Consider the following 16,530-nt stretch of genomic DNA (forward strand, 5'->3'; position numbering starts at 1 on the left):
CCCCTCCCCTCGGGAGGGGATGGGGGTGGGTTTTATTATTCGAACTCAGCCTTCAGCACCTCGATCAGATGGTCAACAGTCTCCTCCTCAAGGTCGGCTTTCTCGATGAGCATATCACGTGGAGCGTTGAGCACAGCCTTCGCGGTGTCAAGACCGATAGCCTTAATGCTGTCGATAACCCACTGGTCAATCTCATCGCTGAACTCATCGAGGTAGATATCCTCATCATCAGCCTCAGCCTCGCTGACTACACGGAATACGTCGATGGTGTGTTCTGTAAGCATTGAAGCGAGCTTGATGTTGATACCGCCCTTACCGATAGCGAGACTAACCTCTTCTGGCTGGAGATAAACCTCTGCCTTGTGGTTCTCTTCGTCGAGCGTGATGCTTGTAACCTTTGCTGGTGACAGAGCGCGCTGAATGAACAGCTTTGTGTTAGATGTATAGTTGATAACATCGATATTCTCGTTCTGAAGCTCGCGCACGATACCGTGAACACGTGAACCCTTCACACCCACACAAGCACCTACTGGGTCTATGCGGTCGTCGAAGCTCTCAACAGCAATCTTTGCACGCTCTCCTGGCATGCGGGCCACACGACGTATAGCGATGAGTCCATCGTTGATCTCAGGCACCTCAGCCTCAAGCAGACGGCGGAGGAAGTCTGGGCTTGTGCGTGAAAGAATGATACGTGGGTTATTGTTCTCGTTCTGAACCTCCTTTACAAGTGCACGAATGGTCTCACCCTTGCGATAGTTGTCGGCAGGAATCTGCTCGCTCTTCGGCAGGTGGAGCTCGTTGCCCTCATCATCCATGAGCAGTATCTCGCGCTTCCACATCTGATAGACCTCACCTGCAACGATGGTGCCTACCTTATCCTTATACTTCTGATAGAGAGCGTCGTGATCGAGCTCAAGGATTTTCGAAGCAAGGGTCTGGCGCAGGTTCAGGATAGCACGACGTCCAAACTTCTGGAAGTCAACCTCCTCACTAACCTCTTCACCAACCTCATAGTCAGGTTCTATCTTCTGAGCCTCAGAGAGTGCTATCTCCTTGTTCTCATCCTTCACTTCACCATCCTCAACCACCACGCGGTTGCGATGAATCTCAAAGTCCCCCTTGTCAGGGTTTACAATTACGTCAAAGTTCTCATCTGAACCAAACATCTTTGCCAGTACGTTGCGGAAGCTCTCCTCAAGCACACTGACGAGAGTAGTACGGTCAATGTTCTTTGTCTCCTTAAATTCCTGGAAGGTCTCAAACATGCTTGGACCTTTCACTTCTTTCTTTGTTGCCATTTATATTGTTTTTTATTTGAAATTCAACACATATTTTGTGTACTTCACCTCATCCATTGCGAATGTCTTGTCAACATCCACGAGGACAGGGCGTTTCTTTCCTTCAGGTATTTGTTTCTCCTTTGTGGTGATTACAAAGCTGTTCTCTTCAACAGTCTTCAGCACACCTACATACTTCTTTCCATCGGCAGCGAGCACCTCCACCTCGTCACCGATGTGGTTCTTATACTGCTGAACGACCTTAAACGGCTGTCCAAGACCTGCTGATCCAACCTCGAGTTCATATTCGTCGAGTTCCTCACCGAGTTTCTCCTGCAGGTAGCGGCTCAGCTCGGCGCAGTCTTCCACCCACACGCCGTCTGCATGGTCAATTTCTATGGCGATGCGGTCGCCATCCATCATTACGTCAACAAGGAAGTAGTCGCCTTTCTGCAGCCACTCTTCCACCAGTGTTTTAATTGTTTCCTTATTAATCATTCTGATTTATTTAAAAAGAAATGAGGAGCTTTTGTCAAGCCCCTCATTCCACTGAACGCTGCAAAGGTACGACAATTTTCGTAACTATGCAAATATTTTTCAGAAAAACTACTTACCTAAGCCAATCTTTCCATTCCAGTTAAGATACCAGTTGTTCTTGTTGGTAAGGTCTTTCTTTATGTCTGCGTCCTTTGTTCCGTTACCCTTACGTGCATATACACGGTCTGCAAGGAAGCCTGTATCGTTACGACGCAATGCCATACGCATGAGGTCGTAGAAACGCTGTCCCTCAAAGGCAAATTCAAGGGCACCTTCGGTGAGAATCATACGCTCTATGCTGTCGGTCTGAAGAGCGAGCGTATCACCCGTTGTAAACTCTGGGAACGCATATTTCTTGTTTGCACGAGAGTCGCCACAGCCACGAGAATGGATACCCTGCTGGTTATCGCTCTTGATTCCGTCATAGAGTATGTAGTAGGTATCGTTGAAGTCGAACTGGTTCACGAACGCCGAATCAGATGCGGTATGACAGTAAGGCAACACCTCGTTCTTGATAACCGTGTTGTTCACGCCTGACTCCAGGAACTTGAATGCGAAACGTGGGTATCCGGCGCGGTTCAGAGCCTCAGCCATGTGGAGATAAACCATTTGGCGACGCCATATTCTCACGTTACGAGTATCATATTTCCTGATAGAAGAGATTGTCTCAATAGTACTTGTCTTTGGGTTCAGCACACCCTCACGCATGCGCCACCAGTAGCCAAGACGCATATCACCGGACATGTGGTCTTCAAGTCCTTTTGGCACATAAATAGTGTCATTGGTATTTGTAACCATGCAATAGTCTTGTGCCTCGGAAATCTGGATCAAGCGATTCGATGCAACGATGCTGGCATGATTATCATTCTGATCAGTTATAGAGAAGAGGTTTCTCAACTGGTTATAGTTAGGATTAGGCACTGAGTCATACTCCTGGGAGATAGGTATCTGAGTTATCAGCTCACCCTGTGGCATATAAGAGTTATATCCAGTCCATCTTAGAGAGTATGAATCCCATGTCGTCTGCTGTTCATTTCCCCACGACAAGCCATCAGTACCAGTTGCATAATAGCTGTTCAAGCCATTGCGCGTGCTAATGTACTTGTAGTAGTTCAACGCAGCCTCACCATAGTGTCCTGCCCAGAGGTTAAGCTCTCCAAGAAGGATATAGAGTGGGAAATAGCTCAGACGAGTGTCAACACCAGCAATAGAACCATAGCTGGGATATTCTGTCGCATACTCTGGCACCAATGGCTTCAGGTCATTAATAAGCTCATCGCAGAGAGGTGCAATCTCAAGCATCGGATAATCCGTCTCGCGGTCAGCATCCTGCTTTGTCAAAATAGGTTTCGTAACAAAACGCACCTGTCCGTAGTTCAGCGCCAGCTGCAGGTATGTCCACGCACGGAACGCCTTCACAGCAGCAAACTCACGCATGAAGATATACTGGTTACGGTTATTCTTCAGAGCGGTGTCGGCCTTTGCTATGAAGTAGTTACAGTTGTTTATCACTGCATAGTAGTCGCGTGGTGAGTTATAGATGTTATCATCATCTACATTGAACTCTGCAATCTGACGCACGTTTGCCGGAGCATAGTCGGTCAGCGATACGAGGTCGCCGCGCAGCTCACCTAACAAGATAGTACGGTCGGCCAGAATCTGCATCTTATCCATGATACCCGTAACAGAATATATGGTATCGACAGCATTGCCCAGATGGTCCTTGTCAGCAAAGATGACATGGTCAGACTCTTGCTCAAAGAAGTCTTCACAGGAGGTAAACAGCCCACCTCCGACCCCTCCCAAAGTGAGGGGAGTCAATATAGCACTAAAGAGCCAAACGGACACATTTTTTATTTGTTTATAAGAAATCTTCTTCATATTCTTTCTTACTTAATAAATACATTTATATATCTAATCCATCCCCCGGGCGCTCGGCGCTTGCGGCGCTTTACCATTCCAATTCCCCTCCCCTCGGGAGGGGTTAGGGGTGGGTTTCTGGGGGTGGGTCGTTTACAGGTTAATCTTCACACCAGCCACGAACGAGCGGCCCTGTGCCAGCTGTCCCATGTCAATACCCTGTCCGAGGACAGCGTTTGTTGATGCGAACTCAGGATCGCTGCCCAGATACTTGGTAAGAGTAAACACGTTGTTTGCCTGCACCCAGAACTGAATACCCTGGATGAACTCCGACTTCAGCGGCAGGTCATAGCTCAGAGTTACGGTCTTCAATCTCAAATAGCTTCCGTCCTCAATCCAGCGGTCGCTGAAGCGGCTGTTATTCATTGGGTCCTGGAAGGCTATACGTGGCATGTCTGTCTGCTGACCTTCAATCTGCCAACGCTGTGTCATTGCAGACGTCTGGTTCATGAAGCGGCTACCCGACTCAAGCTGCTGACGCATGTAGTTATACACATCGTTACCAAGTGAGTAATTGAAACGTACGTCGAGTTTCAAACGCTTGTAAGACAGAGATGTAGAGATGTTACCGTAGATATCGGGATTAGGATCACCGATGACAGTGCGGTCATACTCGTTGATTTCACCTGCGTTGCCATGAGTCTGGTCAAGGTCAAGGAAGTTCACGTCACCAGCCTCGAAGTATGTGCGGCTGATACCATTCTCACCAAGGATATACTTACCTGCGGTCTGTGCCTCAGCAGTTGTTGAGAACACGCCGTTAGTGCGATAGCCATAGAACAGGTTTGCAGCCTGTCCCACCTTTGTCTGTATGGTAGCGCCGCCAACAGTTGTCAGCATCTCTTCCTTACCGTCGCCAAGAGAAACGATCTTGTTCTTGTAGTGACCTACGCTTGCTCCTACTTCCCACTGCCAGTCTTTCAGTGCGAGCACCTTCACATTTGCAGCTACATCGAAGCCCTCATTACGCATCTTACCGCCGTTAGACCAGTTCTGTTCAAGACCTGACAGATAGCCCAGTGACTGATAGGTAAGAAGGTTGTCAGTAGTAGAGTTGAAGTAGTTGAAGCTCACGTATATGCGGTTGTCAGCCATGCTTGACTCCAAACCAGCATTGAAACGGCGTGTGGTCTCCCACTGAATCTCGTCGTTACCGATACCGTCGATAGTCAGACCTGAGATTGACTTCAAGTAGCGACGAGCACGGAAGTAGCTACGTGCAGCATTGCTGTTGATGTCGTCGTTACCACTTACATCGAAGCCTGCTGTCAGACGCAGATAGTTGATGCTGTTCTGCTTTGCAAGCCAAGGCTCATTAGTCAGCACCCATGATGCCTGAATGCCGGGGAAGACGCCCCATCCTGCACCGAACATCTTCAGTCCGGCATCCTTACCGAAGCGTGAAGAACCTTCAACGGTCAGGTTACCCTGCAGGTAGTAGCGGCTCTTGTAGTTATAGTTTGCCTGTGCATACCATGCCAGTGAGTTCCAGTCCTCTGTCTCACCAATGGTGTTTGCATAGAGCAGACTTGAGCTCATGAAAGGAGTCTTATCAGAACCAGTGTTATAACCATACTGGTTGTTGTACTTATAGCTCTCAAACAGCATACGAGCACCACCGAAGAGAGTTATCTCGTGAGCATCGTAACGGTTATTCCACATCAGACGTGTGTCGCTATAAACACTGTTCTGTTTTGAAGCCAATGAACGCACCTCGTTCTCCAGCTTGTTACCAACGCTGTTCACCCAGTAGCTTGGCACACCGTTAAGAGGAATATAATACTTCTCACTTGTGTTCACAAGGCTATAGCTGAAATGCTCCTGCAGAGAGAGATGCTGATTGAATTCATATTTTGGAGTAACGGCAATGTTCAGCAGTGAGTTCTCGAAACGGTTCTTGTTCTCTGCTTCAGCATATTCGTTAAGTGCTGCCGGGTTGGCAAGTCTCCAGTTATAGTCGGGATATTTTACGCTAAGAGCCTGGTTAAGATATGACTCATCATTAATCTCCCACTGGCTGTCAGAGAAGCGTCCCTGACCATAGCTATAAGGATTAAGGAACGGGCTCTTTACATATGCCAGGAACGATGGAGATGTAGGAGTTCCCTCTTCGTATGTCGTTGGAGCACCGTCGTTGCGCAGATCGCGTGTCTGGTTGCTGAACGATGCGTCAAACTTCACGAACAGCTTATCTGTAAGCGAGATGTCGGTATTGAAGCGGATGTTCAGACGTGACAGGTCATTGAATTTCAATGTATTGTCACCCATCATATAGTTCACCGACAGGTTGTAGTTAGCCACAGCGTCACCACCTTCTACATTAATACCATAGTTCTGTGTCAACGCCTCCTTATAGACATATTCTTTCCAATCGGTGTTGTTGTTATGGTACATCGGATAATAGTAAGCATTGTTCTCGTCGAGGAACTGGAAGTCGCTCAGCTTCGTACCAGTGGTTCTAAGCAGGTCAGAAGCGTAGGCACGATACTGGTTCTCGTTCATCATTGATATGAACTTCGGTTTCAGCGTAACACCTACCGATGCCGTTGCAGTGATTCGAGTAGCCATGCTCTTTGAGCGCTTTGTCTGGATAAGGATGACACCGTTGGCACCCTTTGCACCATAGAGGGCTGTACCGTTACGCATCACTGTCACCTTCTCCACGTCGAGCATAGAGATATTTGAAAGGATGTCGTTATACAGACCGTCGTGAAGCAATGTACGGCTGTACTGCTGCTCCTGGATGACGCCGTCCACCACGATGAGTGGCTGTGCGTTGACATTCAGTGAGTTCAGACCGTTCATGAAGATAGCGCCACCAATTCCGAGTGTTCCGTTGTGCATAGTGGTATGAGCCACTGCACCGAGCTGCTTCTGAATCTCTTCTTTCACGTTGACGGCACCTGAATACTTGAAATCATTTGCCGTATAGTCACTGAGCACATTGGTCTCCTTGCTATACTCAGAAGTGAACTTTGAAGAATAGAGCTTCACCTCAAACTGTTCCTCACCATCCTTCAGCGACATGCGTACAGCGTTGAAGTCTGGGGCAGTGACAATGACCGATGTAGCGATAAGAGGCACTTTCAGCTCATAGGTACCATCGTCCTCTGTCAGTACGCTATAGCCGCCAAAGTCAATGGTCTGAACCATTGCACCTGAGAGAGGCTCTCCTGTGGCAGCGTCAACGACACGGCCTTTCACCGTGCGTGTCTCGTATTTCTTTACTTTCACAGCCTTCTTCTTTACCACGACCTCAGCCTCATCTTCGTCGAAGTCTTCGTCCTGGGCTGACATGCTCAGTGGGAAAGCCATCAGCAGCGATAGTCCAAATAAGATATATCGTTTCATAATGTTCCTATTTTATTTCTTAGGTTTCAGTTTCATTATCACTATTCATCTTCTTTCAGCGGTCCGAACTCTTGCGGACGGAGGATGATGCAGTCAATACGTATTGTACGGTCATAGGCATTGTCTGGGTCATAGTCAACCCAGTTGAGCACACGCAGCTGTGTCTGTGAGTTCGTTCCCCATACACATGTCGGGAATGTCACGCCCTTAGCCAGACAGATTGTGTCAACATCGGTGCCACAGCCATAGCCCTTACCCAATGTGCCGTCCAAGTCTGCAAGCAGATACTTAGCATTGTCAAAGATACCGTCACGATTATTAGTGATAGAGTCACGCTCAGGACCATAGCCGTCCAATTCCTTATAGAGTCGAGAGATATAGTAACGTGTAGGCTTCAGTTCAGATGCAGTCACTGTTGAATCAGCAGCGTCAGCAGGAACGGTCACCATATAGATATCATACTTGACATTTGACAGTATGCTTGGCAATACGAATGTCACCTCTGGGTCAGAGATAGAACGGTCGTACGGATAAACCTCAAGATAGCCATTTCCCGAAATCTTATTATAGTATTTGCTCCATGAGGGCACTGAGACATAGTTCTTGCGGCGAAGTGTCTGCTTGTCATCGACAATGATTGTCCTTGCATTCTCGGCCTCAATCACAATCTGACGAAGGAAGGTGTTGGTCTTGTCAATACCCCAGTTGTCAGACTTCATAATCATACCGTTACTGCACTTCACCTGTTCAGCATTATAGAATGCGCCACCGGCAGCAAATGGATCCTGTGGATTCTTTCTTGTGCCATACTGATAATAATGCAGGCTGTCGTCTCCCCAATAGTATTTTCTCATGTTATACTCACAAGCAGCTACTGAGAGTATAGAGTCTGCTGCTGCACCACCATTCAGCTGGCTTCTCAAAGCCAAATTAGAGGAAAGACTGAATATACCTCCAGCAAGAATCTGAATACGTGGCATTGCCCAGCGCAGTGAGTCATACTTGTCCACCTTCTCATGGTACATGAAGTACTGCTCATATTCTTTAACCAATTTATCCCATTCCTTGTTTGTTGGAACGGCCATGATATAGGTACTGTCCTCACTGTTCAGGTTAACATAATCTCTTCCTGAGCCAAGTATCTCGAACAGCTCATTGTTCTTCACCATCACTGAGTCGAGATATGTGGTCTTACCGTTCACAATATCACCAGGAATACTCTGCTCCTCGTCAAGCTCGTAGCGATAGTAGCGCTTGTTATAAAGGAAGTTTGCAATGCTGTCCAAACCATCGGGAGTATTTGTTCTCTGCTTGTCAATGTACTCGAATACATTGCTATAGAAAGCAGCAGGACCGTCTATGGTAAAGAGCACACCGTTCTCATACAGCTGGTTCTTGGAAACAAGCTTAATTCCGCCAAACTCGTTTGTAGTAAGCGGTATATACTTACTGTTCATCATCACCACTGAGTCTGAATAAGTAGCGGCGTCAGCCACAGAGTATGTGTAGCGTGCAATATGGTTCTGAAGGAACTCTCTGATAGCACGGTTGTCGGCAGTACGTGTGCCATCGGCAATCTCCTTCTTATACACATTGATAACGCTGTCTGCCTGTTCAGAGGTGAAATGGCTGTTTGTCGGAGCAAACACTGAGAACATCTGACTGCTCTTCAATGCCTTGTCATAGCCGCATGCCTCAGCCACGCGACGGAAGTTGCTCAGCTCCGGATTCTGCTCCATTGCCTGCCAAATCGTGCCGCTGTTTGTGCCAGGCAAAGCAGCATCACTATAGTGATCGTCCCACTGGTCGGCGCAGGCGGCAAAGGTGAGGGCGGCTACAGCCAGCCCTATCACCTTATTATTATATTTAAAGAATCTTTTCATAATTGTCAATTCTCAATTCTAAATTCTCAATTAAAGATCATCCTCACGCAAGTCTCCGTCAGTAACGCCATATACGCTCTTTGGCACCACTTCGATGTAGTCAAGCATACACTCGTTCTTACCACGAGGAATGTTTGTAGCCTTACGTATGCGTACATAATAGTATTTGCCTGGCTCCATATCAACAGTACAGAGCACTATACGGAATGTAGTATTGATGTCTGCGAAGTGAGTCTTTGAGTCTTGTGTGCCAGTACCGCATCCGCATCCGTAAGCGCCACGGTAATAGCCCATGTTCTTCAGCACCTTCTGGTCTTGTGACAACAGGTCCTGACACTCCTGGTTTGGCTCTGCATCAGCCGTGGTAGGATAAGCGAGCTCTCTAACTTGTGAATAGGTCTCAGCCTTCTTCTTAGTAGAAGATGATCCTTCATCTACCGTGTACTCATAGCTGAACTTAAAGTTTGTTCCAAGCATACGAGCATTGTCAAGCATCACGAACATATCGACAGGTGTGCCCTGAGGATTTGAAGGAACAGGCTTGTCGCCGAAGTAGAACTGTGCAATGGTACGCTCGTTCATGGCTGCATAGCCTAAACGCACCTGATATGTACCGGCTGTAGGCACAGGAGGCAGACGGAAGCTCACGTCAAAGTTACCCTGCACAATCATCTCGTCGCCACTGTATGACCAGTATCCTGAGCGTGGGTGACGATAGATGAACTTACCACCCTTACAGGTCACGCCCGACAGGTATCCATCGGGATACCAGTAGTTGTAACCCACCTGAGGCATCTTGTCAAGGATAGCATCCTTCTGGTGAATCTGGTAGTCGCCATTCATACGATGTCCGTTTGTCATCATCTCTGGGAAGAGTGAAGACATATCAACACGCATACGGGCATTGTGAACCTCATCACGCACCTTCTGGTCATAAACAATGATGTCGTCAACATAGAAGTACCAACCGTTGAGAGCCTCGTTGACATACTGTGGCTCTACGTCATACTTCACGTGGATACCCTCAATTGTATTACCGAAGCCTTTGGTCTTGTCATAGTCAAAACGACGGTTAATGTAGTGGTCGCCCAACGTAGCAGTGCTTCCCACGCCCGACTTATCTACGGTACATTTCTCAACCTTCATGATAGTGTAGGTGAGCATTGTCTCATACCACTCTGTCGGATTCATAATCTTTGTGAAGATGCCCAAGTCATCACGCACTGTGAGATAAGCAGGCTTATCCATCTTTCGTGGCAAAACCTGATAAGCCATAAAACGATGGAGAGGGTTCTTCTCGCTTGTAAAGTCGTCACTGAGGCTCGGACTTCCCACATAGTCTGATGGGAACGTCTGTTTATAAACCTCATTAGCTTTCTTATACAGTTCCAGAAGAGCCTGGTCCTTGTTTTCCTTTGGATCTGTGGTGATATACCCCTTTGCCAACAGCACATCATCAGGCACTACGAAAGCCGTGAAGCCCAAATAGCGGTGCTCTGGTGACAGGGCTATCTCCCAAGGCTCAGCGCCTGAGGTATATTTGAACTGCTCGTCAACAGAAGGACGCTTATAGTTCAGGTCTTCATAGGCTTGCATTGTCTTTGCCAGACCGGTCTTCTCCAGTGCATAGTAGTAAAGGCTGATACGTGGGTTCTCCTTCATAAGGTCAGGCACAGGCTTCATAGAGTTCTCAAGCATTGCAGTGATAGGATGCACAATGCCATTCTCCACAGAGTCGTTCATTGTATTGTAGTCAATGAAAGCCACCTTGTTGAGTATTATCGTTGGATTACCATCGGCATCTACTGTGTCCTTAACAGCGATAAGACGGTCACGCATGTTCATCACGCCACCACTAGAGCTACTCAAGTCGTAAGTAGAATATATCTGTGAAGCTACCAAGTGTGTACGTGCAATGGTATCACACTCCTCTACAGTCAGGTCGTTGACCGATGCACGTCCATGAGACGACAGATATGCATTCACAGCCTCATTATTTGGAACGAAGCAGGTATAGTGGCCATAGCTTGACAGCTGTTCCGTCAGTCCTGCACGGTCCACGATGGCCTTAAACTGACTGAACTGACTTCTGTTTTTCAGATAGTCGCTCATCATCTCGCCCGTGAACGAGTAGTAGTATTGTTCATCTGGCTCGTCTGAGCAAGATGTAAGCACCGGTGTTGCTCCTGCAATCAGAGCAATGAGTGCTAATATTTTATTTTTAAGTTTCATAGTCTTTGCTGTAAAAGATTAGTTACTTCATTTACCAGTATTACTATAGCTACTGTTCTCACCGCTTGAGAACGCAGGATTCTGCTTCAAGCTGTGGTTAACACGCATCTCCTCGAGGTTGTAGGGCCAGAAAATGGCATCGATCTTCTTCAGTCGCTGGCTTGCGGCAGCGCTTGCATCCATCTTCTTCTCTGCCACTGCACTTGCAAGTACAGATGTATTGCCGTCACGGAGACTGCGGCGCACGAGGTCATACCAACGCTTGCCTTCAAACATCAGCTCACGCTGACGCTCCTTGAGCACGAGCTCACGCATCTGCGACTGCTTCTTATAGTTGTTCTGATTGAGCTTGTTCTGAGCTGTTGACAGAGGTGACTCACAGAGTGAGCGGTTGTTCACTGCCTGTACGAGCTTGAATGCCTCAGTGAGCTCTGTGCTGTTGTCAGCTCCCATCTCAACAAGAGCTTCTGCCTTCAGCAACATTATGTCAGTCAGACGATAGATAATCCAGTTTGCGTGGTTATGACCAGCTGTCTGTTTTCCTAAATAAGACACCGTTGCCATCTTTGTGGGGTCGGATGAAGAAATCAGCAGGTCCTTAATTATAAACTTACCTACTCCATAGATGTCTCCACGGACATTATACAAATTCTCATAATAACGGGAATCGGTCTTGGTATAAATGCTCTTGTTAGCGTTGTCGGAGATTACGAAGCGGTCTGATGGAGCAACAATGCCTCTTTCAGCATTTGACTTTGCACCACTTCCATAGAAACGGTTCACTGATGCGTTCTGAAGCATGTTATCGTTCTCCATGAAGGCGAGCTCGAAGATTACCTCATCACCGCTGCCAACAGCTACGCTGGTATTCTGCTTACCAAAGATATAAAAATATTCGTTTCCATAAGTTGAACTTGTACCTATGCGGCTAAGCTCAAGTGGGAAACCGTTCAGACGGCCTTCCTTATCAGGAGTCATGCCCTCATACTTCTCAGCATAGTCAAGTGAGTCACGCTTGATGACAAGGTCAGCATACTTCACACAGTTTGCATAGTCTTTCTTCCAGAGGTACATCTCACAGAGCAATGCATGGATTGCCTGCTGGGTGATACGTCCCGTCTTATGGAGAGCCTGTGTCTTTGGATAGGTAATCATTGCATCGTTCTGCACACCTTCAAGGTCGTTGATAAGGTATGTCAGAATCTCGTCAAACGATGTTGCAGCAACATCCATCTTCTGATTGTCGTCGGTGTAAGCCTCTGTTGAGAACGGTACATCGCGGAATGTACGGATGAGATAGAAGTAGCACAGCGCGCGCAGTGCCTTTGCCTCAGCTATTGTAGCCTTCAGCATGGTCTCTGAGTAAGCAGGATCCTTTGCCGACACCTTTGGCGCATAGAGAAGCACGGTGTTCAGACGATTAATAACATCATAGAGTCCATCCCATGTAGTATATCCGTTAGTAGCATCGATATTCTCATTGAGGATACGCTGTATGTTAATATCTGAGTTAACTTCAGTACCTGGCTCAATATTGTCTGAGCGGAACTCGCCCCATACCATTATACGGTCGAGCACATTCTCTGACTGCATGGCAGAGTAGCAACCGATGAGCACATTGTCAACGTCGGCCTTCTCGTTCCAGAACTTCTCCAGCACAATCTTGTCCTGCGGTTCAACTTCAAGGAAGTCGCCGCAACCAGAGAAGAGAAAAGCAACAAGGACCCACCCCCAGCCCCTCCCGAGGGGAAGGGGAGCGTTAAGAGCACTGAGCCTTGAACACTGTTCCTTTATTATATTAAAAAACTTTTCCATATATATTATCATTCTATTTTAATAATACTTACTCATCTCCCCTTCCCCTTGGGCGCTCGGCGCTTGCGACGCTTGGCTTGCCAAGAATGGGCTGGGGGTGGGTTTTAGAACTTCACAGTAATACCGAAGGTATAAGACTTTGAACGAGGAGTCTGACCTGTGTCACAGGCAGGACCATAGCCGCCGTAAGCCACTTCTGGGTCAACACCTGTATATTTCGTGAGCACGAACAGGTTGTTGGCACTTGCGTGGAAGGTAATGCCGTTGATGCCGAGCCACTTCAGCTGATTCTTCTTCAGAGCGTATGTCAGCTGAATGTAGTTAAGACGCAGGTAGTCACCCTTCTCAAGGAAGCGGTCGCTGATGAGAGTGTTGCGGTTGCTGTCGCCACCATAGAGTGCGCGAGGAATGGTTGTGTCGTCACCTTCCTTACGCCAGCGGTAGTTCACAGCCTCAGCCTGGTTGTTGTTTGAAATCATTGCCTCAGAATCGAGACGTGCCAGGTTCAGGATCTTGTTACCCAAACGATAGGTGAACTGAGTGTTCAGACGCCACTGACCGTAGTTGAAGGTGAAACCGAAACCACCGGTGAGCTTTGGCAGTGAAGAACCCAGATAAACAATATCGAGTGCGTTGATGTTACCATCGTGGTTCACATCTTCATATATAGCATCACCGCCGTTGAAGTAACGGGTGTCTGTTGACTCATTGCTGTAGTTGAACGCCATCTGCAGAGGCTTACCCTCATCATCGACGATGACTGTTCCGTCAGCATTACGGGCAACAGGAGCAGTGAGAGGCTTCTTCGTTGTTCCAAGCACATCGCTATAGAACTGATCAGGCAGAGTACCCTGCAGGAATGCGTTCACGAAATCCTTGTACGAGTCATAGTTGTCCTGGATGAGCTTTGTCTTCCAGTTGTTCTCCAAGAAATCGTATGAGCAGTTGTAAACGCCCTGTGAGCGGAAGCCGTAGATTGAACCGAAGGCATTATGCAGCTGAATACGTGTGAGCACCTGACGGTTCACGTTGTTGAACGTAGAGTTCTGGTTCTTCAGCAGGTTCTCGTCCATCTCAAGAATCTCATTGCGGTTATTACCGAAGTTCACGTTCATATCCATTGTGAACTTGCCTTTCTTGATCATCTTGTTTGTATCGATGTGGAACTCCCAACCCATGTTGCGCATCTTACCGTCATTCTTGTAAGCCAGCGTTCTGTAACCAGCATTTGAAGGAATACGGAAGTTTGCCTGCAGCAGGTTTGTCGTTGTTGCGACATATCCCTCGAGGGTGAGCTTAATTCGGTTGTCGAAGAATCCCCAGTCCATACCGAGGTTAAAGCTGTTGGTACGCTGAGCAGTGAGGTTTGTCAGTCGGATGTTCTCCGGACGCATCAGACCGTTCTGGTCCAGATAAGCTGAAGCGAAACCATAGATACTGGTGTAGAGATAGTCTCTCGAAGGCTGGTTACCAGATACACCCCATGATGGACGCAGTGACAGCATTGACAGCCACTTCTCGCTCCATTTCATCCACTTCTCCTGGTTGATGTTCCAACGGAGAGATGCCGATGGGTAGTAAACCCAGCGCTTGTCGGGACCGAAACGAGTAGTACCCTCTGCGCGAACAGCACCTGTCAAGCTATAAAGACCATCCTTAAATGAATAGTGTCCCTGAACGACGAAGTTCACGTAACGGCTTTCACCGTAGCCAGAGGCCAGACCTGTGATAAGACCACCTGCATCAGGACTGGTGATACCTCCTGAAGGCAGACCCTTACCATTGGCACCCTGATTGCTCCATGTGCTTGAGTTAAGCTCGAAGCGTCCCATGATTGAAGCGTGGTGATTCTGGTTGGTGAAGTACGGAGTGAATGTCAGCTGATGCTTCGTATTGAAAGTAACACGCTTTGACGATCCTGAATAAGAGGTGTTCACACCACCGCCAGTGCTCCATGAAGTGGTTACCAGCTCTTGTGGATAGAATGTATCGTCGTAGGCATTATTGATATTCATATAGACGGCTCCACGATAGTCGAGACGTGTGTGCTCGTCATCCATGCCGAGAAGCTTATAGTTGATGATAAGCTCAGGGTTCATGTCGTAGGTAGAAGTGATGTTCTTTGCCAGGTGTGCACTTGCCACAGGGTTTACCATAGGCTTCTGATCGTCGTTGAAGACAGAAGAGCCGCTCTGCAGCATGGTGTAGTAGGCATCGGTATCCTCACCTGTCTGTGGGTTCTGCTCATAGATGCTCATGTTTGGCATCTTGCGCAGTGCTATTGACAGGAGGTTATCACTGTTCTTGTTGTTCTTCGTATAGGTCATAGCGAAGTTAGTGCTTACCAAGATACGGTCACTGACGTTGTAGTCAAGGTTCACACGTGTAGAGAAACGGTTCAGTTTCTGCTGGATGACAGAACCTGTCTCATGGTCGAAACCTCCAGAGATACGGAAGCGGGCCTTCTCGCCACCACCTTCTACAGTGAGATAATGGTTCTGGCGCAGACCCCACTGTGTAACGGCGTCATACCAGTCAGTGTTGTTGTTGTACTGCTCATACTCAGAGAAATCAGGCAGATAGCTTATTTCCTTGATGTTTGAAGCTTCATCGTTCTGCTGTGGGTTGAAGTAAGACTCTTTCAGCAGCATGGTATAGTCATCACCGCTAAGGAGCTTGTAGCCCTTTGGCTGATAGGTGCCGGTGAGCTTCAACGAGTATGTGAGACGTGGCTTACCACGAGTACCACGCTTTGTCGTCAGCTCAATGACACCCGAACCACCTTGAGAACCGTAGATGGCTGTAGCAGAGGCATCCTTCAGCACGTTGATATCTGCAATATCCTCAGGGTTGATGTTCAGCAGTTCAGCGAACTTCTCGTTGTTGGCACCTGCCATATCGAAGTTCTCCATGTCAAGGTCGTTGCGAATGTTACCATCGACAACGATAAGCGGGTTACCGTTTGTCAGGTCGCTGACAGAGGTGGTACCACGCAGACGCATGGTTGAACCACTACCCAGGTCACCGCCTGAGATAATATCCAGACCGGCGATACGTCCCTGCAGGGCTTCATCGACGGTAGTGATGCCCAGACCTTCGAACTCCTTCATTGAGATGCTCTGCGTAGCAAACGAAATCTCCTTCTCTGGAATAGCGAGGTTGTTACCGCCAAGACGCTTCTTTGACTTTACCACCACTTCCTTCAGCTGAGTGGCTGATGACATGGTGATCTTGAAAGATGTCTTATTGATAGGCAGCGTCTGGGTCTTCATACCCACGTAGCTGAAACGGATCTTGTCTTTCTCATTCTTGACCTTCATGGTAAAGTTACCGTTCAGGTCGGTCAGAGCACTCTCAATGATACGTCCCGTGGCATCGATCTCACACACGGTAGCGCCCATAAGAGGTCCCATATCGTCGCTCACTGTACCGTGAACCGACGTAATCTGCTGTGCACTGGCACCAAGAGCCAGCATGCACATCACTGTCAATAATATGAATCTCAGTTGTTTCAT

The 16,530-nt window shown here is 47.9% G+C and carries 8 protein-coding genes; all 8 read right to left on the reverse strand.

Annotation, left to right across the window (positions count from 1 at the left end):
- Positions 1–35: 35 nt before the first annotated feature.
- The 8 genes from nusA to M1L52_RS02835 all read right to left on the reverse strand — a co-directional run bounded on the left by nusA (position 36) and on the right by M1L52_RS02835 (position 16,530).
- On the reverse strand, positions 36–1,298 hold the full coding sequence (gene nusA / locus M1L52_RS02800; protein ID WP_248613289.1) for a transcription termination factor NusA: 1,263 nt from the start codon (positions 1,296–1,298) through the stop codon (positions 36–38).
- Between the two features lie 12 nt (positions 1,299–1,310).
- The gene (gene rimP / locus M1L52_RS02805) at positions 1,311–1,775 is read right to left on the reverse strand and encodes a ribosome assembly cofactor RimP (protein ID WP_248613290.1); all 465 of its coding nucleotides are present in this window, start codon (positions 1,773–1,775) and stop codon (positions 1,311–1,313) included.
- Between the two features lie 108 nt (positions 1,776–1,883).
- Positions 1,884–3,695, reverse strand: a complete 1,812-nt coding sequence (locus M1L52_RS02810; RefSeq protein WP_248613291.1) for a RagB/SusD family nutrient uptake outer membrane protein — start codon at positions 3,693–3,695, stop codon at positions 1,884–1,886.
- A gap of 132 nt (positions 3,696–3,827) precedes the next feature.
- Positions 3,828–7,085, reverse strand: a complete 3,258-nt coding sequence (locus tag M1L52_RS02815) for a SusC/RagA family TonB-linked outer membrane protein (RefSeq protein ID WP_248613292.1) — start codon at positions 7,083–7,085, stop codon at positions 3,828–3,830.
- Between the two features lie 41 nt (positions 7,086–7,126).
- On the reverse strand, positions 7,127–8,968 hold the full coding sequence (locus tag M1L52_RS02820) for a fasciclin domain-containing protein (protein WP_248613293.1): 1,842 nt from the start codon (positions 8,966–8,968) through the stop codon (positions 7,127–7,129).
- A gap of 30 nt (positions 8,969–8,998) precedes the next feature.
- Positions 8,999–11,200, reverse strand: a complete 2,202-nt coding sequence (locus tag M1L52_RS02825; RefSeq protein ID WP_248613294.1) for a fasciclin domain-containing protein — start codon at positions 11,198–11,200, stop codon at positions 8,999–9,001.
- A gap of 27 nt (positions 11,201–11,227) precedes the next feature.
- Positions 11,228–13,015 (reverse strand): RagB/SusD family nutrient uptake outer membrane protein, encoded by a 1,788-nt coding sequence (locus M1L52_RS02830; RefSeq protein ID WP_248613295.1) that lies wholly within the window; start codon positions 13,013–13,015, stop codon positions 11,228–11,230.
- 104 nt (positions 13,016–13,119) lie between these two features.
- Positions 13,120–16,530 (reverse strand): SusC/RagA family TonB-linked outer membrane protein, encoded by a 3,411-nt coding sequence (locus M1L52_RS02835; RefSeq protein WP_248613296.1) that lies wholly within the window; start codon positions 16,528–16,530, stop codon positions 13,120–13,122.

The organism is Prevotella sp. E13-27, assembly GCF_023217965.1.
Taxonomy (GTDB): Bacteria; Bacteroidota; Bacteroidia; order Bacteroidales; family Bacteroidaceae; genus Prevotella.

Coding starts and splice junctions, on each gene's coding strand:
- nusA (WP_248613289.1), bottom strand. CDS start 1,298: ATGGCAACAAAGAAAGAAGTGAAAGGTCCAAGCATGTTTGAGACCTTC.
- rimP (WP_248613290.1), bottom strand. CDS start 1,775: ATGATTAATAAGGAAACAATTAAAACACTGGTGGAAGAGTGGCTGCAG.
- M1L52_RS02810 (WP_248613291.1), bottom strand. CDS start 3,695: ATGAAGAAGATTTCTTATAAACAAATAAAAAATGTGTCCGTTTGGCTC.
- M1L52_RS02815 (WP_248613292.1), bottom strand. CDS start 7,085: ATGAAACGATATATCTTATTTGGACTATCGCTGCTGATGGCTTTCCCA.
- M1L52_RS02820 (WP_248613293.1), bottom strand. CDS start 8,968: ATGAAAAGATTCTTTAAATATAATAATAAGGTGATAGGGCTGGCTGTA.
- M1L52_RS02825 (WP_248613294.1), bottom strand. CDS start 11,200: ATGAAACTTAAAAATAAAATATTAGCACTCATTGCTCTGATTGCAGGA.
- M1L52_RS02830 (WP_248613295.1), bottom strand. CDS start 13,015: ATGGAAAAGTTTTTTAATATAATAAAGGAACAGTGTTCAAGGCTCAGT.
- M1L52_RS02835 (WP_248613296.1), bottom strand. CDS start 16,530: ATGAAACAACTGAGATTCATATTATTGACAGTGATGTGCATGCTGGCT.